The 22606-nt window shown below is 43.5% G+C and carries 20 protein-coding genes and 1 pseudogene; 10 read left to right on the top strand and 11 right to left on the bottom strand.

Annotated elements, in window-relative coordinates:
• Positions 1-45 precede the first annotated feature (45 nt).
• Genes gnd through pgl form a run of 3 tightly spaced genes read left to right on the top strand, consistent with a single transcriptional unit; the run spans position 46 to position 3792 of the window.
• The gene (gene gnd, locus ACNOGP_RS16880; protein ID WP_418213272.1) at positions 46-1521 is read left to right on the top strand and encodes a decarboxylating NADP(+)-dependent phosphogluconate dehydrogenase; all 1476 of its coding nucleotides are present in this window, start codon (positions 46-48) and stop codon (positions 1519-1521) included.
• A gap of 58 nt (positions 1522-1579) precedes the next feature.
• Positions 1580-3076 (top strand): glucose-6-phosphate dehydrogenase, encoded by a 1497-nt coding sequence (zwf, locus tag ACNOGP_RS16875; protein ID WP_418213271.1) that lies wholly within the window; start codon positions 1580-1582, stop codon positions 3074-3076.
• The gene (gene pgl, locus ACNOGP_RS16870; RefSeq protein ID WP_195477437.1) at positions 3073-3792 is read left to right on the top strand and encodes a 6-phosphogluconolactonase; all 720 of its coding nucleotides are present in this window, start codon (positions 3073-3075) and stop codon (positions 3790-3792) included. The genes zwf and pgl overlap by 4 nt, the downstream gene beginning before the upstream one ends.
• A gap of 19 nt (positions 3793-3811) precedes the next feature.
• On the opposite strand, the gene ACNOGP_RS16865 is transcribed toward pgl, so the two are convergent.
• Positions 3812-4024: a hypothetical protein gene (locus ACNOGP_RS16865; RefSeq protein ID WP_418213270.1), complete on the bottom strand. Its 213-nt coding sequence runs from the start codon at positions 4022-4024 to the stop codon at positions 3812-3814.
• 77 nt (positions 4025-4101) lie between these two features.
• Between ACNOGP_RS16865 and ACNOGP_RS16860 the strand changes: the two are divergent.
• The 4 genes and pseudogenes from ACNOGP_RS16860 to ACNOGP_RS16845 all read left to right on the top strand — a co-directional run.
• Positions 4102-4272: pseudogene (locus tag ACNOGP_RS16860) on the top strand (RNA polymerase sigma factor); the annotation flags it as partial.
• 203 nt (positions 4273-4475) lie between these two features.
• Positions 4476-4886, top strand: a complete 411-nt coding sequence (locus ACNOGP_RS16855; RefSeq protein WP_195533553.1) for a Fur family transcriptional regulator — start codon at positions 4476-4478, stop codon at positions 4884-4886.
• 6 nt (positions 4887-4892) lie between these two features.
• Positions 4893-5459: a 6-pyruvoyl trahydropterin synthase family protein gene (locus ACNOGP_RS16850; RefSeq protein ID WP_195533552.1), complete on the top strand. Its 567-nt coding sequence runs from the start codon at positions 4893-4895 to the stop codon at positions 5457-5459.
• Positions 5460-5620: 161 nt separating this feature from the next.
• The gene (locus tag ACNOGP_RS16845; RefSeq protein WP_418213269.1) at positions 5621-6148 is read left to right on the top strand and encodes a cupin domain-containing protein; all 528 of its coding nucleotides are present in this window, start codon (positions 5621-5623) and stop codon (positions 6146-6148) included.
• A 207-nt stretch (positions 6149-6355) separates the two neighbouring features.
• On the opposite strand, the gene ACNOGP_RS16840 is transcribed toward ACNOGP_RS16845, so the two are convergent.
• From ACNOGP_RS16840 to ACNOGP_RS16810, 7 genes are all read right to left on the bottom strand, one after another.
• Positions 6356-7537, bottom strand: coding sequence for a tyrosine-type recombinase/integrase (locus tag ACNOGP_RS16840; protein ID WP_055255974.1), 1182 nt, complete (start codon positions 7535-7537; stop codon positions 6356-6358).
• Between the two features lie 342 nt (positions 7538-7879).
• Positions 7880-8578 (bottom strand): LytR/AlgR family response regulator transcription factor, encoded by a 699-nt coding sequence (locus ACNOGP_RS16835; RefSeq protein WP_143864583.1) that lies wholly within the window; start codon positions 8576-8578, stop codon positions 7880-7882.
• A gap of 45 nt (positions 8579-8623) precedes the next feature.
• Positions 8624-9685 carry a sensor histidine kinase gene (locus ACNOGP_RS16830; protein ID WP_418213268.1) on the bottom strand — a complete coding sequence of 354 codons (1062 nt, stop codon included), beginning with the start codon at positions 9683-9685 and terminating at the stop codon, positions 8624-8626.
• Between the two features lie 18 nt (positions 9686-9703).
• The gene (locus ACNOGP_RS16825) at positions 9704-10924 is read right to left on the bottom strand and encodes an ABC transporter permease (protein ID WP_418213267.1); all 1221 of its coding nucleotides are present in this window, start codon (positions 10922-10924) and stop codon (positions 9704-9706) included.
• A 34-nt stretch (positions 10925-10958) separates the two neighbouring features.
• Entirely contained in the window at positions 10959-11705 is a 747-nt protein-coding gene (locus ACNOGP_RS16820) for an ABC transporter ATP-binding protein (protein ID WP_007753972.1), read from the bottom strand.
• Positions 11706-11713: 8 nt separating this feature from the next.
• The gene (locus tag ACNOGP_RS16815; protein WP_418213266.1) at positions 11714-12943 is read right to left on the bottom strand and encodes an efflux RND transporter periplasmic adaptor subunit; all 1230 of its coding nucleotides are present in this window, start codon (positions 12941-12943) and stop codon (positions 11714-11716) included.
• Positions 12944-12981: 38 nt separating this feature from the next.
• Entirely contained in the window at positions 12982-14379 is a 1398-nt protein-coding gene (locus ACNOGP_RS16810; protein ID WP_418213265.1) for a TolC family protein, read from the bottom strand.
• Positions 14380-14597: 218 nt separating this feature from the next.
• Between ACNOGP_RS16810 and ACNOGP_RS16805 the strand changes: the two genes are divergently transcribed.
• The 3 genes from ACNOGP_RS16805 to cydB are packed head-to-tail and all read left to right on the top strand — an operon-like array spanning position 14598 to position 17580.
• Entirely contained in the window at positions 14598-14834 is a 237-nt protein-coding gene (locus ACNOGP_RS16805) for a DUF4492 domain-containing protein (RefSeq protein ID WP_007753982.1), read from the top strand.
• A gap of 20 nt (positions 14835-14854) precedes the next feature.
• Positions 14855-16426 carry a cytochrome ubiquinol oxidase subunit I gene (locus ACNOGP_RS16800; protein ID WP_272720875.1) on the top strand — a complete coding sequence of 524 codons (1572 nt, stop codon included), beginning with the start codon at positions 14855-14857 and terminating at the stop codon, positions 16424-16426.
• A gap of 11 nt (positions 16427-16437) precedes the next feature.
• Positions 16438-17580: a cytochrome d ubiquinol oxidase subunit II gene (cydB, locus tag ACNOGP_RS16795; RefSeq protein WP_418213264.1), complete on the top strand. Its 1143-nt coding sequence runs from the start codon at positions 16438-16440 to the stop codon at positions 17578-17580.
• Between the two features lie 111 nt (positions 17581-17691).
• Here cydB and ACNOGP_RS16790 read toward each other — a convergent pair whose 3' ends face one another.
• Genes ACNOGP_RS16790 through ACNOGP_RS16780 form a run of 3 tightly spaced genes read right to left on the bottom strand, consistent with a single transcriptional unit; the run spans position 17692 to position 22528 of the window.
• On the bottom strand, positions 17692-18645 hold the full coding sequence (locus ACNOGP_RS16790) for a D-2-hydroxyacid dehydrogenase (RefSeq protein ID WP_186967718.1): 954 nt from the start codon (positions 18643-18645) through the stop codon (positions 17692-17694).
• A gap of 23 nt (positions 18646-18668) precedes the next feature.
• Positions 18669-19946: a replication-associated recombination protein A gene (locus ACNOGP_RS16785; RefSeq protein ID WP_143864576.1), complete on the bottom strand. Its 1278-nt coding sequence runs from the start codon at positions 19944-19946 to the stop codon at positions 18669-18671.
• Positions 19947-19951: 5 nt separating this feature from the next.
• Positions 19952-22528, bottom strand: coding sequence for a DUF5686 and carboxypeptidase-like regulatory domain-containing protein (locus ACNOGP_RS16780; RefSeq protein WP_186967717.1), 2577 nt, complete (start codon positions 22526-22528; stop codon positions 19952-19954).
• Positions 22529-22606 lie beyond the last annotated feature (78 nt).

Genomic DNA, 22606 nt, shown 5'->3' with positions numbered 1-22606 from the left:
TTTCAATTGTTACTATGGTAAACAATATTACAAAATATACAAGTTATGGCAAATCAGAATAAAACAGATATCGGACTTATAGGCTTGGCTGTAATGGGCGAGAATCTTGCTTTGAACATGGAGAGTAAAGGATGGAATGTATCGGTTTATAACCGTACCGTTCCGGGAGTTGAAGAAGGAGTGGTGGATCGTTTCATAAACGGACGTGCGAAGGGCAAAAACATTGAAGGATTCACAGATATAAAGGACTTTGTAGATTCAATCGCTACTCCCCGTAAAATAATGATGATGGTTCGTGCTGGGAGTCCGGTAGACGAATTGATGGAACAGCTTTTTCCTCTGCTTTCACCCGGAGATATTCTTATCGATGGAGGTAACTCCAATTACGAAGATACCAACCGTCGTGTCAAACTGGCCGAGTCGAAAGGTTTTCTTTTCGTCGGCAGCGGTGTGTCCGGTGGTGAAGAGGGAGCTTTGAACGGAGCGTCTATTATGCCCGGCGGCTCGGAAAAGGCATGGGCGGAAGTGAAGCCTATTCTTCAAAGCATTGCGGCGAAAGCGTCTGACGGCACTCCTTGTTGTCAGTGGGTAGGGCCGGCGGGATCCGGGCACTTTGTAAAGATGATCCATAACGGTATCGAATATGGTGATATGCAGTTGATTGCCGAAGCATATTGGGTGATGAAAAACCTGCTCGACTTGAATAATGAAGAGATGGCAGATGTCTTTTCCCGTTGGAATGAGGGCAAACTCCGCAGTTACCTCATCGAGATTACCGCCAACATCTTGCGTCATAAAGACAAGACCGGAGGTTATCTTATTGATAAGATTTTGGATGCGGCCGGACAGAAAGGAACCGGCAAATGGTCGGTTATCAACGCTATGGAACTCGGAATGCCGTTGGGACTGATTGCTACTGCGGTGTTTGAGCGCAGTCTTTCCGCACAAAAGGAATTACGCCATCAAGCTTCCCACCAATTTCCGCGTCAACATACACAACCTATATATAATAAGGTGGAGCTCGTGAAGGATATCTACTCTGCCCTTTATGCTTCTAAACTCGTCTCATACGCTCAAGGATTTGCCGTGCTGCAACGTGCTTCCGATAGATTCGGCTGGCAGCTCGATCTGGCTTCCATCGCCCGTATGTGGCGTGGCGGATGCATCATCCGCAGTATTTTCCTGAACGATATTGCCGCTGCCTTCGAAGCCACCGACAAGCCCAAACACTTGTTGATGGCTCCTTATTTCAGGGAAGAAATGAAGGCGTCACTCTCCGGATGGAAGAGCCTTGTAGCCGAAGCCATGAAAGAAGAACTTCCTGTTCCCGCTTTCTCTTCTGCCTTGAATTACTTCTATTCGCTTACTTCTGCCGATCTGCCCGCTAATATGGTGCAGGCACAGCGCGATTATTTCGGTGCGCACACCTTTGAGCGTAAAGACGAGCTGCGCGGACAGTTCTTCCACGAAAACTGGACAGGATATGGCGGTGACACGAAATCGGGCACATATAATGTGTGAGTAGGACATCTTTCGGAGTAATAAGACTATTTTATGAATTAAGAAATAAAAAGCGACAATGGATAAATTCGCAATGATAATTTTTGGCGCCTCAGGCGACCTTACCAAACGTAAGTTGATGCCTGCCCTTTACTCGCTCTTCCGTGAAAAACGGTTGACAGGTGATTTTCATATACTGGGTATCGGACGTACGATTTATTCTGATGAGGATTATCGCTCGTATATATCAGGTGAACTTCGGACTTTCGTGAAATCCGAAGAACAGGATGCGGCACTGATGGAGGCTTTCATCCCGCATCTGTATTACTTGCCCATGGATCCGGCAAAGGAAGAAGGATATGCCATGCTCCGCCAACGTCTGGTGGAGTTGACCAATGAGGTGGATCCGGATAATCTGCTGTTCTACCTTGCCACTCCGCCTTCACTTTACGGTGTTGTTCCCTTGCATCTGAAAGCTGCAGGACTGAATACTCCCCATTCGCGTATCATCGTTGAAAAACCTTTCGGTTACGACCTCGAATCGGCACGTGAATTGAATAAAATTTATGCTTCTGTTTTCGAAGAACATCAGATTTACCGTATTGACCATTTTCTCGGTAAAGAGACAGCGCAAAATGTGTTGGCTTTCCGTTTTGCCAATGGTATTTTCGAGCCTCTCTGGAACAGGAATTATATCGACTACGTAGAAATTACCGCTGTAGAGAATCTGGGAATCGAGCAACGTGGCGGATTCTACGAAACGGCGGGAGCTTTGCGGGATATGGTGCAGAATCATCTGATTCAGCTTGTAGCTCTTACTGCTATGGAACCTCCTGCTATCTTCAATGCGGATAACTTCCGTAATGAGGTGGTGAAAGTATATGAGTCTCTGACACCGTTGAATGAAGAAGATTTGAATGAGCATATTGTGCGCGGGCAATATACCTCCTCCGGTACTAAAAAAGGATATCGTGAAGAGAAAGGGGTAGCTCCCGACTCGCGTACGGAAACATACATTGCCATGAAGCTGGGTATCAGTAACTGGCGTTGGAGCGGCGTCCCGTTTTATATCCGTACCGGCAAGCAAATGCCGACTAAAGTGACGGAAATCGTGGTTCATTTCCGCGAGACACCTCATCAGATGTTCCGTTGTTCAGGTGGCAATTGTCCACGTGCGAATAAATTGATTCTTCGTTTGCAACCGAATGAAGGAATTGTGCTCAAGATAGGCATGAAAGTGCCTGGTGCGGGTTTCGAAGTCCGTCAGGTGACAATGGATTTCAGTTATGCCCAGTTGGGTGGAGTGCCGAGTGGTGACGCTTACGCACGTCTGATAGACGATTGCATTCAGGGCGATCCGACTTTATTCACCCGGAGTGACGCCGTGGAGGCTTCATGGACATTCTTCGATCCGGTACTTCGCTATTGGAAAGAGAATCCCGACGCACCGCTTTACGGTTATCCGGTCGGTACGTGGGGACCTTTGGAAAGTGAAGCGATGATGCATGAGCACGGGGCTGACTGGACCAATCCTTGTAAGAATTTGACGAATACAGACCAATATTGTGAATTATGAAAGTAACTGTTTTTCCCTCGTCCATTGAAACTTCACGTGGACTGATACTCCGTCTGGTGGAAATCATGAATAATGAACCGGACAGAATATTCAATATCGCAGTTAGCGGCGGCAGTACTCCTGCTCTAATGTTCGATTTGTGGGCGAACGAATATATGGAAATTACCCCTTGGAATCGTATGTGCATTTATTGGGTAGACGAACGTTGTGTTCCCCCCGATGATTCGGACAGCAATTACGGAATGATGCGTAATCTACTTTTAGGAATGGCTCCCATTCCTTATGAGAATGTTTTTCGTATTCGTGGTGAAGTCAAACCGGTGAAAGAAGCGGCCCGTTATTCGGAATTGGTCAAGCAACAAGTACCGTCCAAGCAGGGATGGCCGGAGTTTGATATTATACTGTTGGGTGCAGGAGACGATGGTCATACTTCCTCCATTTTCCCCGGACAAGAAGAGCTGTTGACTTCCGCTTCTGTTTATGTAGTCAGTATTAATCCCCGTAACGGGCAGAAGCGCATTGCAATGACCGGTTATCCGATATTGAATGCACGTCACGTTATTTTCCTGATAACCGGAAAGGGTAAAGCTGATGTGGTAGAAGAAATCTGTAAGTCGGGAGATGTAGGGCCCGCAGCCTATGTAGCTCATCATGCGCAGAATGTGGAACTGTTTATGGATGAAGGAGCTGCGCTATACATTGGCGACCGTAAATAATAAAGAGTTCGGAGGAGAGTTACACTTTTGTAATCTCCTCCACGATGTATTTATCTTCTACTTTTTTACAAGTACATACAAAGTACTCCGGGTGCTTCAAGGCTCCTTGCAAAGTATCAGGAAGAATGATCTCTTTGGTTCGCCTGTCTACTGCTACCATTGCATACAAGATACCTTCACTTTTACACTTCTCAATAAGTGCACTTTTTAATTCCTTTACGTTAAATTCCATTTATGTGAGATTTTATTGTTGCAAAGTTATGGAAATTATGAATATTTTGTGCAATAAGTAATTCCCTTTTAAAATCCATGAGCTTTGAGCAGGCTTTATTAGAGATATATCCTTGGATATTCCGTGTTGCGAGAAGATTTTGCTCCTCTGTACAGGACGCTGAAGATTTAGCGGGTGATACAGTGTATAAGATACTTCAGAACCAAGATAAGTTTGATTGTTCTAAACCTATGAAACCTTGGTGTATTTACGCCGAGACGCACGACCGGGGCATAAGCCCTCATCGCGTTTCGGCTTTTTTATTAATAAGTGATTGGCTGTGCAAATTTTGTAACAAGTCACCGATTTACTTAAATAATTTTAATAGATAAACTTTTACCTTCTTTTTATTGCAAAATATTTGTAAATGCGAATTTTTTGCAATAGTTTTGTCTCAAAATAAAACTAAGAAATGGAAGGAATAGATAAAATAAGAGAAGCCGGGCTAAAACTAACCCCTCAACGTAGAGTCGTATATGAAGCGATGCTCGAGTTGCGGCATGCCCCAATTGAATCGATCATTTCTTGTGTACAATCGCAAGATAAAGAGATTACGCTTTCTACGGTTTACCGTATTCTTGATTCTTTCTGCAAAGCCGGTATACTATCTTTGGTGTGCCATCCTGAAACAGGCAAATGCTATTATGATATCACCGTTCATAGCCATCATCACTTGTTCAACGGACAGCAGATTATGGATTACGAAGACCCTGAGCTAACACGGCTAATACAGCAGTATTTGGAAAGTAAAAACCTTGTGTCAGCTGACATAGACAAGATACAAGTACAGATAATACTCAATAAATGTTTAACTAAAAAATGATTTGAAATGAGAAGTATCACAACATTCGATTTGCAGTATGCACACAGATTCTACGGTTTCAAAGGTGAAGCTCAATATCTTCACGGTCATACTGGTGTGCTCACTATTGAAGTGGAAGACACAGTGAACGAAGGGGTAAATATGGTTTACCCATGTAATGAGATTCAAAAAGTAGCTTGGGATGTATTGAAAAATTTCGACCATGCTCTTGTTCTTCGGGAAGATGATCCGTTGTTGCCGGCAATTCTTGATGTGTATGAAAAGCAGGGTATTAAGAATGGACACCCGCAAAACAAAATGAAGGGAGAAGCATTCAAAACCCCGCTTGCTACTGCGTATCCAGACTGCCGCTTGGTTGTAACTAAGGAGACTATGACTGTGGAAGGCATGATTAAAATCGTGTACGACCTATTGAAAGAGAAACTGAACATTGCCAAGATAACCTTTACTAGTGGTGTAAATGCAGGTTCGGCCGAGTTCGAAACAAAGAACAATATTGACCGTTGTCCACTATGCGGCATTTCACTGAACGAAGAAGGTGTATGTCCTAAATGTGGATATAAGAAAAAATAAGTCGATACACGTGTATATTGAAGAGGGGGGAAGAATCCCCCCTGTCGCTAATAACGAGATTGACAATGCGGCAGATACAGCATAACTCGTTGAGAACTATATAGATTCTATAAAGCAAACTTATATTATTACATATGGACATATATAAAAAATTTCTCCGGATGGGACTGCTAATGGCTACTCTTATAGTATCAATCTCTTGTGTACAAAAAAGTACCGGGGATACGATCGCTGAGAGTAAATCTGAAGACGAAACCAGCGTTACACTGAAAGACTATGGTAATGCTCCGACTGTGGTGGATATCGAAGCTTATACTATAGGTAATGATAACTTCCGTACAACCCTGTGGACGGGCACTAATTTGCAAGTAACCTTGATGACTATTCCCGTCGGTGGCGATATAGGATTGGAACAACATCCCGATATTGACCAATTTCTTCGTATTGAACAGGGGGAAGGACGGGTTTTAATGGGAGACACACAAGATAAACTTGATTTTGTAAAGGAAGTCAAGGCAGATTATGCAGTATTTGTCCCTGCGGGAAAGTGGCATAACCTTGTTAATACGGGCAATACCCCAATCAAACTGTACTCGATTTATGCCCCTGTTGAACACCCTCATAGTACGATACATAAGACTCAAGCCGAAGCTTTGGAAGCCGAACATGTCCACGAGACGGGGGGATAAACTCATATGATTCTCCTCTTTGTTATTGGAAGAATTGCACACATACATCAACTAACTCTTAGGGAAGGTTACATAGATATTACTATTGGATGTGGGATAAAGTTCGGTATAGGTATAAAAAAAGTGAGGGAAACCACCCCCTCACCAAGTCAAACCAAAATAATCCGAATTATGTCCGTATTATCTTGATGTTGCAAAGTTACTATTTTATTTCAGATTATCAAGTATCTCGCGTATCGCTTTATCAGCATGCTTTTTCATGATTGATACATAATTGAAGATTGGACGATCTTCTTTCATTGACTGACCGATACAGTATTCGAGGGTGCTAAGAGGTATTCCAAGATCGTATCCATGTTGAACGAATGATTTGCGAGCTGAATATAATGTTAAATTGTGAGTAACGCCTGCTACTGTTTTCAGAACTTTCATTTTCCGGGTGAGTGTATTATAACAAGATACATAGGTTTTATACTTCCCAAATACGAGCTTTCCAGTATTCTTATTCATATATTTCTTGATGAGAGGTTTTGCTTCATCAGGAATCGCAAACGAAGTCAACCGGTCACCATCTTTGGTGTTCCTTGTCTTGATTCTGATGTAATCTACAATATTTGTCCGGAAGTCATAAGCCAGCATATCAACTAAGTTCATTCCGGCCAGATAATAAGTAAGCATGAAGATGTCGCGTACTACTGATACGTTATATTGGTTAGGCACCATATCTCTGATAATCTTTAGCTGTTCAACTGTGATATACGTGTCTCTTTTCTTTGCTGAAGGAATGGAAGCTGTGACAAATGGATCTACCTTATATTCTACGTATCTCATCTTAATTGCATAGTTTATTATTACTTTCAATAGTGTAATATAGATTTTGATTGAGGTAGGTGAGAGCTTGCTCTTTCTTAAATGCGTTAGATAGTTATTAATTCGGATTGGTGTTATGTGCTCCATTAGTGCACCTGGACCGGTAAACCGAATAAAATGTTTAGCGGCCAACTTGTATAGCTTATGCGTTTTTTCTCTATCATCCTCATCTATCTGTGAGAGGAATTCTTCAACTATATCCTCAAATTTGCGGTGTTGTTCACCGTTAATTGGACTGGTTATTATTTTGACTAACTGTGTACAGGTAAGTGAATCTGCGTATTCTATACTTTCACAGCGTTCGTAATAAGTATCATAGATTCTTTTAAGTTTTGCATTTAGTAGTTCTTTATCTGAACGTTTTACAATTTTGCCATTTTTGAACTCATTGAGTGAGTCTATAACTATACTGGTCGGGATGTAACGTGTATCCCAGTTGTGAGATACAGCAATTCTTATTTTATGTTGGCCGTTTGCCAAAACTTTAGTTGGTACGATTGTGATAAATAGATTAGCCATGTTTAAATTCTATTTAATTAGTATATATTGCCGCGGCACGGTTACGGCAATGTAAATAGCGTCAAAAGTGACGTTTTAACTCTTAATGATCAATACTAATTAAGAAAGAAAAGGTTCGATTAGGATTTGTAAATTGCTGCATATCAATTATAAAAATAGCTCCCTAGTTCGTCCGCTGACGAGGGAGCTATTTAACACAAAAACTAAACTAGACTTAACTAAACTATTCTATTCTCGGAATTTCACAATCCCTTTCTGTTCGTTGCAAAGGTAGGGATAAAACAGGTTTTGGCAAACTATAATCGACAAAAATCTCGTTTTTACCGATAAAATAGGGAATCATCAACTTCTTTCATCAAGGAATGCTTGAAAAACCTGTTTGTAACTGTCGCTGATGGGGATGTATGTTTTGTCAAAAACAATGCGTCCACGATCTATTACACGTATCTTGTCCTTTTGAACGATGAAAGAGCGATGCACACGTATAAAACGACTGGAAGGCAAAAGTTCTTCCATCGCTTTCATACTCATAAGGGACAGTATTGGCTTGGGAGCGTCTTCCGTATAGATTTTAATGTAATCTTTTAATCCTTCGATATACATGATTTTCTTTAATTCCACTTGTACCAATTTGTAGTCACTTTTTACAAAAATACTGTCTATCTCCTCCGGTTTCTGAACCAGTTCGAACCATTGAAGCGCTTTGTTGGCTGCCTGTAGAAAATCAACGTATGAAATCGGCTTTAATAGATAGTCAAGTGCGTTGACACGATAGCCATCGATGGCATACTGTCCAAAGGCGGTAGTGAATACGATACGGGTACGGGAATCCACCATTTTTGAGAATTCCAGTCCGTTAAGTTCGGGCATTTGGATATCCAGAAACAAGAGGTCAACTTCCTCGCCAGGCAATTCTTTCATTGCCTGAACAGCGCTGGAGTATTTTCCTACGAGTTGTAGAAACGGAGTCTTGTTTGCATAACTTTCCAAAAGGCCGAGAGCCAAAGGCTCATCATCTACGATTGCACAACGTAATACCATACTACTATTCTATTAATATAAAATTCTATACTTAACGTTTTCTCTCTACTCTTTGATCTTAATGCTCAATTTTGATTCGTAACACTTCCCGTCCCGTGAAGTGCCTTTCGACCAAGTGTAAGCCCCCGGATAAAGTATCTCCAGCCGTCGGCTGACTTGTTCTAACCCCACGCCCGAACCACTTTTATCCCACACTTCCTTGGGGAAATTACTATTGCGGATTTCGCAGATCACTTCTTGGTCGTTCTCGGAAATATGAATGTGGATGAAACTAGCTTCGATAGGGGAGATACCGTGCTTGAAGGCATTTTCTATCAATGAAATAAAGATTAGCGGGGCGATCAGTGTCTGGCTGTTTGGGTGAATATCGAATTGAGTACTCATCTGTACATTAGCCGACAGGCGGATACGCATCAGTTCGATATAGTTACGGATGAAATCAACCTCTTTACAGAGCGGGACATACGTCTGCTGATTGTCATATAATACGTATCGAAGCAATTTGCTCAGTTCCTGCACGGCTTGTTGAGCCTTGTCCGAATCGAATGCGATTAAAGCATAAATATTATTCAGAGTATTCAACAAAAAGTGAGGGTTCAACTGATTACGCAGATTTTTCAGTTCGGCTTCCGTGCGATTCCGTTCCGCTTCCTTGCGGGCAGCCTCGTTTTGCGTCCATCGTGCGCTCATACGGATAGCGGCACTCAATCCGATAGTGAAAACAAGGCTTAGCATATCTCGCAGGAAAAACAACCATCCCGGAGGCATACCCGGACGTCTGGGCTTGTTCTCAAATGACGGATCGAATGTCAGACTTTGCCAGAGATGAAGCAGTATCCCGATGATACACAACAAGATAATGTTGTAGACAATATATCTTTTGGCTTGATTCTGAAAAAGATATCGGGGGACCAGAAAGAAGTAATTGACGTAGAACACAATCATAAAAGAAAGCGGTACGGCAAAATGGCGTATATAAGCCATCCAGTTAATGTTCCCGTTTCCGCGTTCTACGAAAAAGAACGGGAAACCGAACATAATCCCCCAGCTGATAATGTGTATCAGTATCTCCAGGGGACGACGTGCGGATGTAAAGGTTTGTTTCATAAAGACAAAGATAGCTCTTTATTCGTATCTGATAGCTTCAATCGGGTCTAAATCTGCTGCTTTTTTGGCAGGATACCATCCAAAGAAGACTCCGGTGACGGTACAGACGGCAAAAGAGAGGAATACGCTCCACGGCTGGATATAGATAGGCCAATGCGCCACACTTTTGACTATCCAACTGGCTCCGCAGCCGATGACCACTCCGATGATTCCTCCTGTGATACTGATCATGATGGCTTCGATAAGGAATTGGCTCAGAATGTCAATTCCTCGTGCGCCGACCGACATTCGCAGACCGATTTCACGGGTTCGTTCCGTGACGGATACATACATGATATTCATAATTCCGATACCGCCTACAACCAATGAGATGCCGGCAATACAAGCAAGCAGGGTGGTCATTAAATCGGTGGTAGAGTTGAGCATTGTACTCAATTCCTGTTGTGTACGAATAGTGAAATCATCATCGTCAGAGCTCTTCAACTTATGATTGCGACGGAGAATCGTGCTGATTTCATCCGTAGCGTATTCTGTCATATCTTCGGTGAGGGCGGAGGCGAAGATACCTTGCAGATAGGTAACGGCAAGCAGACGTTTCATCACCGTTGTGTAAGGAGCAAGTACTACTGCATCCTGATCCTGTCCCATAGAATTGTATCCTTTTGACTTGAGCACACCTACCACTCGGAAAGGGATCTTGCTAAAACGGATAATTTTTCCAACCGGATCGCTTCCGTCGGGAAAAAGGTTGTCTACTATTGTCTTTCCTATCACGCATACTTTTGCCGAGCTTTGTATGTCGGCTTCCGTGAACATCTCACCGTTCTCCACCGTTAATTGGCGGATATCGAGATATTCCGTTCCAACCCCATTCACGGAGGCAGGATAGTTGTTGTTGCCGGCAATAAGCTGCCCCGATGAAGAGACATTGGGACTGATGGCTGACAGGAAATTGGTCTCGTCACGCAAAGCCTCGTAGTCGGTGAGCTTTAACGTTTGCATGGCAGACGGATCTTGGCGCACACCTCCACGCATATCGGCTCCGGGATGAATCATAATCATGTTCGATCCCATTTCGGAAATCTGTTGCTGGATACTTTTCTTCGAACCTTGTCCGATGGCAAGCATCGTGATGACGGAAGCGACACCGATGATAATACCGAGCATGGTGAGAAATGCACGCAACTTGTTGTTTGCCAATGCGCGGAGAGCTATCTTGAATAAATTGGTTCCATTCATGTTGTTAGTAATTAGTTATTTCGTTAAACGCGGTCTATCCTTCTTCGTCATTTTTGGGTAATGCAGCCAATGCCTCGGCGGCGGATAGTATTTCCGGATTAGCGGTATCCTCTATGACATGACCGTCGCGCAGGCGGATATTCCGGCTGCTATATTGCGCAATCTCCGGATTATGCGTTACGAAGATGATGGTGCGTCCTTCCGCATGAAGCTTTTGAAAGAGGACAAGTATCTCAAATGAGGTACGGGTGTCGAGGTTTCCGGTTGCTTCATCGGCAAGAATCACAGCCGGATTGTTGACCAATGCACGTGCAATGGCCACCCGCTGCATTTGCCCACCGGACATCTGGTTTGATTTGTGTTCCAGACGGTCACCTAATCCTACGGCCTGCAAGGATTCGATGGCACGGCGACGGCGTTCGGCGGCACTGACGGAAGAGTTGTACATAAGTGGCAGTTCTACGTTTTCTACAGCCGTTGTTTTGGGCAACAAGTTATAGTTTTGGAACACGAATCCGATTTTCCTGTTCCTCAAGACTGCACGTTGAGGCTTGCTCATAGTGCGGACGGGTATGTCGCTGAGCAGATATTCACCGCTCGTCGGAGTATCCAGGCAACCCAGAATATTCAGTAACGTAGATTTTCCCGAACCGGAAGTACCCATGATAGTGACAAATTCCCCTTCGTGAATGGTGAACGAAACACCTCGTAACGCATGGACGGTTTCGTCACCTACCTGAAAGTTACGCTTGATATTTTGTATTTCAATTACTTTCTTCATGGTGTTTGTCACTTGTTGTTTTTCTTCTTACTTCCCGGAGGGCCAGGCATGAACGGGCTTCTTTCTCCTCCGCTCTGTTGGTTGGGTCCGGCTTCCATATTTTCGCCCGGCATGGCACCGATAGTAGCTTCCGTCACAATTTTAGTGCCTTCGGAGATACCACTGATAATTTCCGTCGACATACCGTTACTGATTCCTATCTCTACCGGATGGGCAGTGAATGTATTTCCTTCGCGTGTCCAAAGTTTATGTTCACCTTCACAGTCATTTACGATGTCGTTAGTGCCGATTAAGGGTTTTTCGGGTACGAAACGCAATGCTTTGTTCGGTACGGAAAGTACGTCTTTTTTGTCAAGGATATAGATGGTGACATTGGCCGTCAGACGTGGTTTCAGTTTCAAATCGGGATTGGGAGCGGAGATTACCACTTCATAAGTAACCACCGTGCTACTGCTGGTACTTGTACTGCTGGTACTGCTTGCATCGCCCAAACGAATCTGAGTCACAACGCCCTCAAAGGTATCATTAGGATATGCGTCCACCGTAAAACTGGCGCGCTGTCCTTCTTCTACGCCACCTATATCGGCTTCATCCACATCGGCCACTACCTGCATTTGCGTCAAGTCCGCGGCGATAGTGAACAGGGTAGGAGTCTCGAATCCGGAAGCGACAGTTTGTCCGGCTTCCACATCACGGCTGATAACAACTCCGTCGATAGGTGAAGTGATGGTAGCGTATGATAAGTTACGCTCTGCCTTTGCGAGAGAAGCCTTACTGCTGTCATAGCTGCTCTTAGCCTTCTGATAGTTGTAGAGGGCTTGTTCGAAATCCGTGTCGCTGATGAGTGATTTTTCGTGCAAGCCTTTGCTACGTTCATAGTTTTTCTTCTGATATTCATATTCGGCTTTCGCACCGTCGTATGTCGCTTGTTGTGAAGCCAATTCACTTTGCAGTGTGACGCGGTCCATTTCGGCAATCAATTGTCCTTTGGTGACTGTCGAGTTATAATCTACATAAATCTTGTCGATGATACCCGATACCTGTGTACCGACTTCGACTTCCGTCACCGGCTCTATCGTTCCGGTAGCAGTTACCGAATTTGAAATATCGCCTTTGCTGACAGCGATGGTAGCATACGTGACTTTATGCTTGGCGGGTGAACCGGTGAAGAACCAGATTCCTATACCTACTACCACAATGACTGCCACGGCGATTAGGATAATCTTTTTCGTTTTCATTCGTTTATGATGCTTTTAATTAATATACGTTTGTTGATTTATAATGTCAATTTGTCTCCTTGATAGAATTTCAGTAACTGTGTGTTCAGTATGGCCATATATTTAGCCTGAAGTTGCTCTTGTTGAGCTTGTAGCAGGTTATTCTTTTCGGTGAGGAGCTCCACTGTATTTTTCATACCCAAATTGAACTGTTCGCTGATCAGGTCATAGCTGATCTGTGTACTTCTCAGCTTTTCGTTGGCTGCCGCATAACGTTGTTGTGCGCTGTTTGCGTCCAACCAAAGACTTTCGATGGTCTTATAGAGGGCTTTTTGTTCGTCAAGTAAGGAAAGCATATTCGTTTCGCGTTGCAGTCTAGCTTTTTGTACAGCACTTTTCGTCTGGCGGTTATTAAAGATAGGTACACTGACAGACAATCCGATAGAATTATTCCATCCGTTTTTCACTTGTTCGCCGAAAGTGAAATCGCTTCCACTTGTATGGTTTGTGCCGATGCCTGCGCTGAGGCTGACAGTGGGGAAGTAACTCGATTTGGCAATATCAATGCCTAGTTCGGAAGCCTCTACATTCAACTTACTTGCCTCGATTTCGGGACGGATGGCAAGGGCGCTTACATAGACATCCTTTTTGGCAGGTAACGGAGCCAGTACGTTTTCATCGGACAGGTTAGGGAGGTAGACGTTCATTTCATTCTCTCCGTCCAGTTCGAGCAATTGTTTCAGTTGCAATTTGTAATCTTGTAAGGTGGCTTGCGCTGTGACAAGTTGATAACGGTCTGTGCTTACCTGAGCCTCTAACTGTGCAAAGTCACTTTTGGCAATACTTCCGGCATTGAGAAGTTCCTGTCCGCGATCACGTTGGGCAATGGAGACTTGCAGTGTGTTTTCATTCACCCTGACGGATTCGGCGGCATAAAGAATCTGGATATAAATTTGTGCAATCGACTCTTTAATCGTATTCTCCGAAGTGGCTACATCCAATTCGGCTACCTGGTTGTTCAGCCGTTCCTGTTTGAGAGTTTTGAGTCGCTTACTGCCGTTGTATATGGTCCACGAGGCATTCAGGCCATAGTTGCCGTTGTAACTTGTTTTACTGTTGCTGCTGATGATTTCGCTGCCACTCACCCGGCTGCTCGTCTCCTGATAGGGGCGATTCACTACTTGCTGGCTGGTAGAGAACGAAAGGCTGGGAAATAAAGCCGCTTTGGCAGTCTTTACGTCAATCTGTGTGCTTTCCGCAGTCACACGGTTCTTGCGAATCGTAATATTCTGTTCCAAAGCATAGTCGATGCAAGATTGCAAATCCCATTGAGCGGGGAGTCTGGCTTCATTTAACGTATCGGCTTGCAACGAAAAATCTTGTGCAGATATGTCGGAAAGCATACCTGCACCAAGAAATGTCATCACTACCAATCTTCTTACATTTATCATATTCATACTTCTATTGATTTATTGGTAACGAAGGTACGTACATATTATATTAGCGGCAAAAGTGATAGACGGATCATTGAATTTTACCGTTAAATGATTTTTTTCTGTCGATAGGGAGATTAGCCGGGAAAAACACAATAAATCTCGCAACAATTCGGGGGATTTGTTTGTTTTTATTATAAATATTGTATATTTGTACTTATTACAAATTCTAACGACGATATATGAAGAATGCACTGCTTGCCGTTTGGAACTTTTATTTGGAAGGTTTCCGCAGTATGACACTTGGTCGTACATTGTGGGTTATTATCCTTTTGAAATTATTCGTCATGTTCTTTATCCTCAAATTATTCTTTTTCCCGAATTTCCTTAGTGATCACCCTACGGAGGCTGAAAAAGGAGCATATGTGGGCAATGAACTGATAGAACGTGCCCTTCCGGAGAAACCGATTGATTTTTAACTCTTAAACAACATAAGATTATGATTGAAAGTATTGACACCTCGCTGATCGATTGGTCGAGAGCCCAATTTGCGATGACAGCTATGTATCATTGGATTTTTGTTCCGCTTACACTTGGACTGGCAGTGGTGATGGGAATCATGGAGACGCTGTATTATAAAACAGGAAATGAATTCTGGAAAAAGACTGCTCAGTTCTGGATGAAGCTTTTCGGTATCAACTTCGCTATTGGTGTAGCGACCGGTTTGATTCTGGAATTTGAATTCGGTACAAACTGGAGTAATTATTCATGGTTTGTAGGTGACATTTTCGGAGCACCGTTGGCGATTGAAGGGATTTTGGCATTCTTCATGGAAGCCACATTTATAGCTGTGATGTTTTTCGGTTGGGGAAAAGTGAGCAAACGCTTCCATCTGGCTTCTACCTGGCTGACGGGATTGGGAGCAACTATTTCTGCTTGGTGGATTCTGGTGGCCAATGCATGGATGCAACATCCGGTAGGGATGGAGTTCAATCCCGATACGGTGCGTAACGAGATGGTAGATTTCTGGGCTGTGGCTACATCACCTGTGGCTGTCAACAAGTTCTTCCATACCGTATTGTCCGGTTGGGTGTTGGGCGGTGTGTTCGTGGTCGGCATTAGTTGCTGGTATTTGTTGAAGAAACGCAACCGTGAGTTTGCACTTGCGAGCATAAAAATTGGTGCTATCTTCGGACTAGTGGCATCGTTACTCGCCGCTTGGACAGGAGACGGTTCCGGTTATCAGATTGCACAGACACAGCCGATGAAGCTGGCTGCTGTGGAAGGTCTGTATGAGGGTGGAACGAATGTAGGACTGGTAGGAATAGGAGTGCTTAACCCTGAAAAGGAAACCTATGATGATGGGAAAGAACCTTTCCTCTTCCGTTTTGAGATACCGAGTCTGCTTTCTTTTCTGGCGGAACGTGATGCGGATGGTTACGTTCCGGGAATCACAAACATTATTGAAGGCGGTTATCAAATGAAAGACGGTACGACGGCTCTCTCGGCAGCCGAGAAGATAGAACGCGGGAAAACGGCTATTGGGGCATTGGCAGCCTATCGTGCGGCAAAGAGTGCAGGTCATGAAGAGGATGCGCAAGTGGCATATAAAGTGTTGCAGGAGAATATTCCCTATTTTGGATATGGGTATATTAAAGATGTGAATCAGTTGGTTCCGAATGTTCCTTTGAATTTTTATGCGTTCCGTGTCATGGTAATTCTCGGAGGATATTTTATTTTGTTCTTTATTGTAGTATTGTTCTTTGTCTATAAGAAAGATTTGAGTAAGATGCGCTGGATGCATTGGGGCGCTTTGCTTACTATTCCTTTGGGATACATTGCCGGACAAGCGGGATGGGTGGTTGCCGAGTGTGGCCGTCAGCCTTGGGCAATTCGTGATATGCTGCCTACGACGGCTGCTATCTCCAAACTTGATGTGGGTTCCGTACAGACTACTTTCTTTATTTTCCTGTTCCTGTTTACTGTAATGTTGATTGCCGGTACCGGAATTATGGTGAAGGCTATCAAGAAAGGACCGGATACGGAAGATAATATGAATACTAATCATTAATTGTAAAGGCTATGTATATATTTCTACAACAATATTGGTGGCTTGTCGTTTCCTTGCTGGGAGCTATCCTCGTGTTTTTATTGTTTGTGCAAGGAGGTAATTCTTTGTTGTTCTGTCTCGGTAAGACGGAAGAACACCGGAAAATGATGGTGAATTCTACCGGTCGTAAGTGGGAGTTTACATTTACTACACTGGTCACGTTCGGAGGGGCTTTCTTTGCTTCTTTTCCATTGTTTTATAGTACAAGTTTCGGTGGAGCTTATTGGCTTTGGATGATTATTCTTTTCAGCTTTGTATTGCAGGCTGTCAGTTATGAATTTCAGAGCAAAGCGGGAAATCTGTTGGGCAAAAAGACATATCAGACTTTTCTGGTGATTAATGGAGTAGTAGGGCCGTTGTTGCTTGGCGGAGCTGTGGCGACTTTCTTCACAGGTTCTGATTTCTATATCAATAAAGCTAATATGACGGATACTGTTATGCCGGTAATCAGTCATTGGGGGAATGGCTGGCATGGATTGGATGCACTGACAAATATATGGAATGTTATTCTTGGATTAGCAGTATTCTTCCTTGCCCGTGTGCTGGGTGTGCTTTACTTCATTAATAATATTGCGGACAAAGAACTGACGGATAAATGTCGTCGTGCGGTGCGGAATAATACGATTCTGTTTCTTGTATTCTTCTTGACATTTGTGATTCGTACATTGGTTTCTGATGGCTTTGCCGTGAATCCGGATACACAGGAGGTGTATATGCAACCCTTTAAATATTTCATGAACTTTATCGAAATGCCCGTAGTTTTGATCTTATTCCTGATAGGAGTGGTGTTGGTACTCTTCGGTATTGGCAAGACGTTGCTTAGAAAGACTTTTGATAAGGGTATCTGGTTTACAGGAATTGGGACGGTATTGACTGTTTTGTCTTTGCTGTTGGTGGCAGGATATAATAATACTGCTTATTATCCGTCTTATACGGACCTGCAAAGCTCATTGACTTTGGCTAACAGTTGTTCTAGTGAGTTTACATTAAAGACGATGGCTTATGTTTCTATACTTGTCCCGTTTGTGATAGCTTATATATTCTACGCTTGGCGTAGTATCGACCGTCATAAGATAACGGAAAAAGAGATGGACGAGGGAGGACACTCTTATTAAGTTGAGAGTTGAAAGTTGAGAATTGAGAGTCGGCTGCGCAATAATATTATTGCGCAGCCGACTTTTTGTTTTAATGTCGGACTGGATAGAAAAACAGTTTTTGATTCTTACCTATTTGACTACATTTTCCGGTGTTCCGGCGATGTATGCTTGTAGATTGCTGATTGCAATGTTCATCAATCTTTCGCGGGCTTCTAGGGTTGCCCATGCAATATGTGGAGTGATGTAACAGTTCTTGGCTGTCAGCAACGGGTTATCAGCATGGGGAGGTTCGGTTGAGAGTACGTCTACTCCTGCTGCAAAAATCTTACCACTGTTCAGAGCATCTGCCAAATCTTGTTCATTGACTAGCGGTCCGCGCCCGGTATTGATTAAGATAGCTGTTGGCTTCATCATGGCAAGACGACGGGCATTCACCATCTCATGTGTCTCCGGAGTAAGCGGGCAATGTAAACTGATAATATCACATTCGCTGAAAAGTTGGTCTAAATCCATCTTCTTGATTTCAGGTGGTAATTGGAAATGAGACTTTGAAGTCAACGCATACACTTGCATACCAAAACCTATGGCAACACGTGCTGTTGTATATCCGGTATTTCCCAATCCGACCAGACCTATTTTCTTATCTCTCAATTCTATCAGCGGTGTGTCCCAGAAACAGAAATCTTTGCTGTTCGTCCAACGGCCTTTATGCACTTCTTCCGAATGGTGTTGCACTTGCTGGCTGATATTCAATATGTGCGCAAATACCATTTGGGCAACGGAAGCTGTGCTGTATGAAGGTATGTTGGTTACAACAATACCCCGTTCTTTAGCTGCAACTGTATCAACTACATTGTATCCGGTAGCTAATACACCGATATATTTCAATTCGGGCAGTGCAGCCATGTGCTCTGCATTAATGATTACTTTATTAGTCAGGAGTACTTCAGCTCCGGCTGCACGTTCTAATACTTCTTCGGGAGCAGTACGGTCGTAAATCACGCATTCTCCTAAGGCTTTTATCCCTTCCCAAGACAAGTCGCCGGGATTGGCTGCAAAACCATCTAAAATAATAATTTTCATTTCGATTTTATATTAATAATATGTTATACGTCTTTTTTGAACTTGTCTCCCCACAGTTGTATCATCCGTTCGGCATGTTTCTGTTCTGCCGGATTATTCTGCGGTTTCCAGATACGTTTGTCTTTCAATTCGTCCGGAAGGAACTGTTGTTTCACAAAATTCCCTTCATAATTGTGAGCATACTTGTACTCTTGTCCATAGCCTAATTGCTTCATCAGCTTCGTAGGTGCATTGCGCAAGTGTAATGGGACAGGTAGATTACCTGTTGAGCGAACCAACTCCAGTGCATCATTAATGGCATTATACGCAGAATTGCTCTTAGGGCTGGTTGCCAGATATATGGTCGTTTCAGCTAAAGGAATTCTTCCTTCGGGCCATCCGATTTTCATCAATGTATCGAAACAGGCATTAGCAAGAAGCAAGGCATTGGGATTTGCCAAGCCGATATCTTCGGAGGCCGAAATAACCAGTCGGCGGGCAATGAAAGCCGGATCTTCACCGCCTTCCACCATACGGGCAAGCCAATAGATTGCTCCGTCCGGATCACTGCCGCGAATAGATTTGATGAAGGCTGAGATAATATCATAATGCATTTCCCCGTCTTTATCGTATGCCAACGGGTTTTGTTGTAATCGTTCAGTCACCATTTCATCAGTGATCACAACGGTGTCTTCAGCTTCGGATTCAACGACCAGCTCTAATATATTAAGGAGTTTGCGTGCGTCTCCACCAGAGAAGCGCAGCATGGCAGTTGTTTCTTTTAGTTCGATTTTACGTTCTTTCAGTACAGTATCCGTAGTGATGGCACGTTGCAGAAGTTCCAGCAAATCTTCCTTCTCCAGCGATTTGAGTACGTAGAGCTGGCAGCGGGACAGAAGCGGACGGATAACCTCGAACGACGGATTTTCCGTTGTTGCTCCGATCAGTGTGACGGTTCCGTTCTCTACAGCTCCCAACAAAGAATCCTGTTGTGATTTACTGAATCGATGGATTTCATCGATGAATAGTATAGGGCTGGACTGGGAGAAGAATCGGTTGCTTTTGGCACGGTCTATCACTTCACGCACATCCTTTACCCCTGAAGTCACTGCGCTTAAAGTATAGAACGGGGTTTCCAGCTTATTGGCAATGATTTGTGCCAATGTAGTTTTGCCTACCCCGGGAGGTCCCCAGAGGATAAAGGAGGAGATGCGTCCTGCGTCAATCATCTTTCGCAAGATAGCACCCGGTCCTACTAAATGTTTCTGACCGATATATTCGTCTAATGTTTTGGGGCGTAATCGCTCTGCTAAAGGTTGCATAATTCTTAGAATGCCATTAATACCATGAAGCGGACACCGTTTTTATTGATACCCGGATTATCACGGTAGGTGAAACGATGTACATATTCAATGTGCAGCAACTTGAATATATTATAGATACCCACACTTGCTTCAACATACGGAATCTTCGGATCCATGACAAAACTAGTAAATTTTCCATCACGCATCGGGAAGCGGAACAAATCGGGGTTACTGCTTTTGAACGGATTGTTCTTGTCTGTCAGAGTACCCCATAAGGCACGGACACGGAACATTTCCCTCCATTTCAGATTCTTGATAAGGGGAATACGATTGAATAGTTTGCCATTCATATCGTAAGATAATGAAACTGAAGCGAAACGGTCGTTCAAGAACTCCATATTATTAATAAGGTTGAACGTCTCGCGTTGGGTGATGTATGATAAGTTGGCTTCCGGCAGAATAAGTAACGGGAAAGGAACGGTGTTCCACTCGGCCCCTGCCTTTATACTGCAATCTATCTTTCCCCACGAAGATGGAAGCCAGAAACGTTTCCATACACTCGCTTCCGTACGGTTGAAACTGTATTCGCCACCCAACACTCCTTTGAATCCCATGGCATGAGTGAGTGTGAAGATAGGAGCGTCCAATGACACGGGGATACGACGCTGTTTGGAGTTGACAAATGATTCGCCCGGAGCATAGCGTAGTGTCAGGCTTGCTTCGGCAGTAGTGACGTCATGCACACGGGTTTGTGCGGCATCGTTACGCAAATATTCCAATTTTCCGGCAGGCTCGTCGTTACGGTGGCGGAGCATTGCTTTTATGCCGAATCCTGTAAGTGTTTCAAGTTCATAGTTGATGGTAGCATCGCGCATATACGACATTTGGTCTACTGTCGTTGTTTTTAATGAAAGGAAAATGTTATCTTTATCTGTAAACAGGAATTTATCCATCGGAGACATTACATCATAACTGTAAGTTGCCGAAATGTAATGCTTCGGGAACTCCCAAACCACATAATCGCGTTTGTTGAATGAATATGTCAGTGTTCCGCTGTATTTCCATCGTTCATCTTTCAGACCGTAGGCTCCATAACCGTTCAAGAACCAGTGTTTGTTGAGATGAGCTGTTGTCATGCCACTTAACCGGAAACGGGTTCCATCAATATAGTTGCTCGAAATCATCGTGTTGATAGGACCTATGTCCACTTTACTCGGATGTTTCTTGCTCCCTGTTTCTACAAAGTTTTCGATCACAGCTTTCGCACCGAAGATGATATACTTAAATCCCGGAATCTGTTCGAGTCTGTTGACGAATACATCCATTGTGCTTTCTGTTTTCGTCAGTGGTACTTGGCGAACACTAGCCCAGTATTCATCGCTTTTCGAGAGCATATCGGCTTCTTTTATCACACTGCCTTTCAAACGGAAAAGCCGTTGCTCTATAGGGTCGAACTTATAATTGCTATATTTTGTAGTCCGCTCTACCTGCAATCCCCCCACCGTTTTGTTTGAACTCCACGAGAGATCTACGGTCATATCGTCATCTGCCAATACCCAATTACCATTTGGTAGTTGTTCATACTGTTGGACGATATCCATACGGTTCACAAAATTGACTCCGGTCTTTTTAGGCAGATTCATTGTACATTTCTGGACAGCATAGGTCGAATCTTTCAATACATAGAGATGTCCCGTAAATCCGAAATCCTGCGAATTCTGTGGAACAAATGTCAGATGTACGCATTCGCGCTTGTCCACCATCAACGTATCCATCAGATAATACTTATAAAAAGAAATCGCATTGCTACCTATAGGACTGACGAAACGCTGCTGAAGCAGACGGATCTCGTCATCATAGATGTTGATATCCGCAAAGACGTCCTTCAATACAGTGCCGAGCATATCTCCTGTAGAGAAGAATTCTTCGATACCATTGGAGTTTTTTCCTTTGATAATCGTTTTCTTACTTTCGGGATCTTTGCGGAAGATGGTTTGTGAAGCCGTTTCTTGTACAGAGATCGGGAGAATCAATTTATTGGTAGTTTCCGACACTTCTACCTGATCTCTAAGGAAAGAATATTTTTTGTAGATACCCTTCTCTAGTTTTTCCGGAGTAAGGTCATTGATAGACATTTTCATCTTTTCGTACTTATCGTACTGATAATATTCGTTCACTTCGAGGGCTTGCGCCTTCTTATGTTCGATTACTTTCTTCATGAACTCCACTGCCGGATTGTTCTTACGCGAATATTTCTCTTTCTTAGGCTTTACAACGACTTCATTCAGAATCACGTTATCGGGAGCCAACTGAACATTGACCGTCTGATTGCCATAGCTTACTTTTACTGTCTTACTGATATAGCCCACTGCGGAAAATACAAGTGTCCCTCCGTTTCTACGGGCTTCGAGACTGTATTCTCCGTCAATATTGGTGATCGTACCCATATCCTTTTTTTCTTGGTAGTAAACAGATATATACATCAATGGCTCATGAGTCACCGAATCTGTAACTACTCCCTTTATCTGCTGCGCAAAAGCGTTTGAGGCCGCCAATATGAGTAAGATCAGTATAAGTATTTTGCTATATCGTTGTTTCATAAACGTTCTTAGTAGGGCTGCAAAGTTAACAAATAACTCTGAGGATGGTTGAATATATAACTTTTTTTACCCATCATT

The sequence above is a fragment of the Bacteroides difficilis genome (assembly GCF_048319815.1).
GTDB lineage: Bacteria > Bacteroidota > Bacteroidia > Bacteroidales > Bacteroidaceae > Bacteroides > Bacteroides zhangwenhongii.
Note: the sequence above shows the minus strand (reverse complement) of the source record. Positions and strands in the feature narration are given on the sequence as shown.

Coding starts and splice junctions, on each gene's coding strand:
- pgl (WP_195477437.1), top strand. CDS start 3,073: ATGAAAGTAACTGTTTTTCCCTCGTCCATTGAAACTTCACGTGGACTG.
- ACNOGP_RS16810 (WP_418213265.1), bottom strand. CDS start 14,379: ATGAATATGATAAATGTAAGAAGATTGGTAGTGATGACATTTCTTGGT.
- ACNOGP_RS16815 (WP_418213266.1), bottom strand. CDS start 12,943: ATGAAAACGAAAAAGATTATCCTAATCGCCGTGGCAGTCATTGTGGTA.
- ACNOGP_RS16785 (WP_143864576.1), bottom strand. CDS start 19,946: ATGCAACCTTTAGCAGAGCGATTACGCCCCAAAACATTAGACGAATAT.
- ACNOGP_RS16780 (WP_186967717.1), bottom strand. CDS start 22,528: ATGAAACAACGATATAGCAAAATACTTATACTGATCTTACTCATATTG.
- ACNOGP_RS16820 (WP_007753972.1), bottom strand. CDS start 11,705: ATGAAGAAAGTAATTGAAATACAAAATATCAAGCGTAACTTTCAGGTA.
- ACNOGP_RS16825 (WP_418213267.1), bottom strand. CDS start 10,924: ATGAATGGAACCAATTTATTCAAGATAGCTCTCCGCGCATTGGCAAAC.
- ACNOGP_RS16840 (WP_055255974.1), bottom strand. CDS start 7,537: ATGGCTAATCTATTTATCACAATCGTACCAACTAAAGTTTTGGCAAAC.
- ACNOGP_RS16805 (WP_007753982.1), top strand. CDS start 14,598: ATGAAGAATGCACTGCTTGCCGTTTGGAACTTTTATTTGGAAGGTTTC.
- ACNOGP_RS16855 (WP_195533553.1), top strand. CDS start 4,476: ATGGAAGGAATAGATAAAATAAGAGAAGCCGGGCTAAAACTAACCCCT.
- ACNOGP_RS16865 (WP_418213270.1), bottom strand. CDS start 4,024: ATGGAATTTAACGTAAAGGAATTAAAAAGTGCACTTATTGAGAAGTGT.
- ACNOGP_RS16800 (WP_272720875.1), top strand. CDS start 14,855: ATGATTGAAAGTATTGACACCTCGCTGATCGATTGGTCGAGAGCCCAA.
- ACNOGP_RS16845 (WP_418213269.1), top strand. CDS start 5,621: ATGGGACTGCTAATGGCTACTCTTATAGTATCAATCTCTTGTGTACAA.
- ACNOGP_RS16830 (WP_418213268.1), bottom strand. CDS start 9,685: ATGAAACAAACCTTTACATCCGCACGTCGTCCCCTGGAGATACTGATA.
- ACNOGP_RS16850 (WP_195533552.1), top strand. CDS start 4,893: ATGAGAAGTATCACAACATTCGATTTGCAGTATGCACACAGATTCTAC.
- gnd (WP_418213272.1), top strand. CDS start 46: ATGGCAAATCAGAATAAAACAGATATCGGACTTATAGGCTTGGCTGTA.
- ACNOGP_RS16835 (WP_143864583.1), bottom strand. CDS start 8,578: ATGGTATTACGTTGTGCAATCGTAGATGATGAGCCTTTGGCTCTCGGC.
- ACNOGP_RS16790 (WP_186967718.1), bottom strand. CDS start 18,645: ATGAAAATTATTATTTTAGATGGTTTTGCAGCCAATCCCGGCGACTTG.
- zwf (WP_418213271.1), top strand. CDS start 1,580: ATGGATAAATTCGCAATGATAATTTTTGGCGCCTCAGGCGACCTTACC.
- cydB (WP_418213264.1), top strand. CDS start 16,438: ATGTATATATTTCTACAACAATATTGGTGGCTTGTCGTTTCCTTGCTG.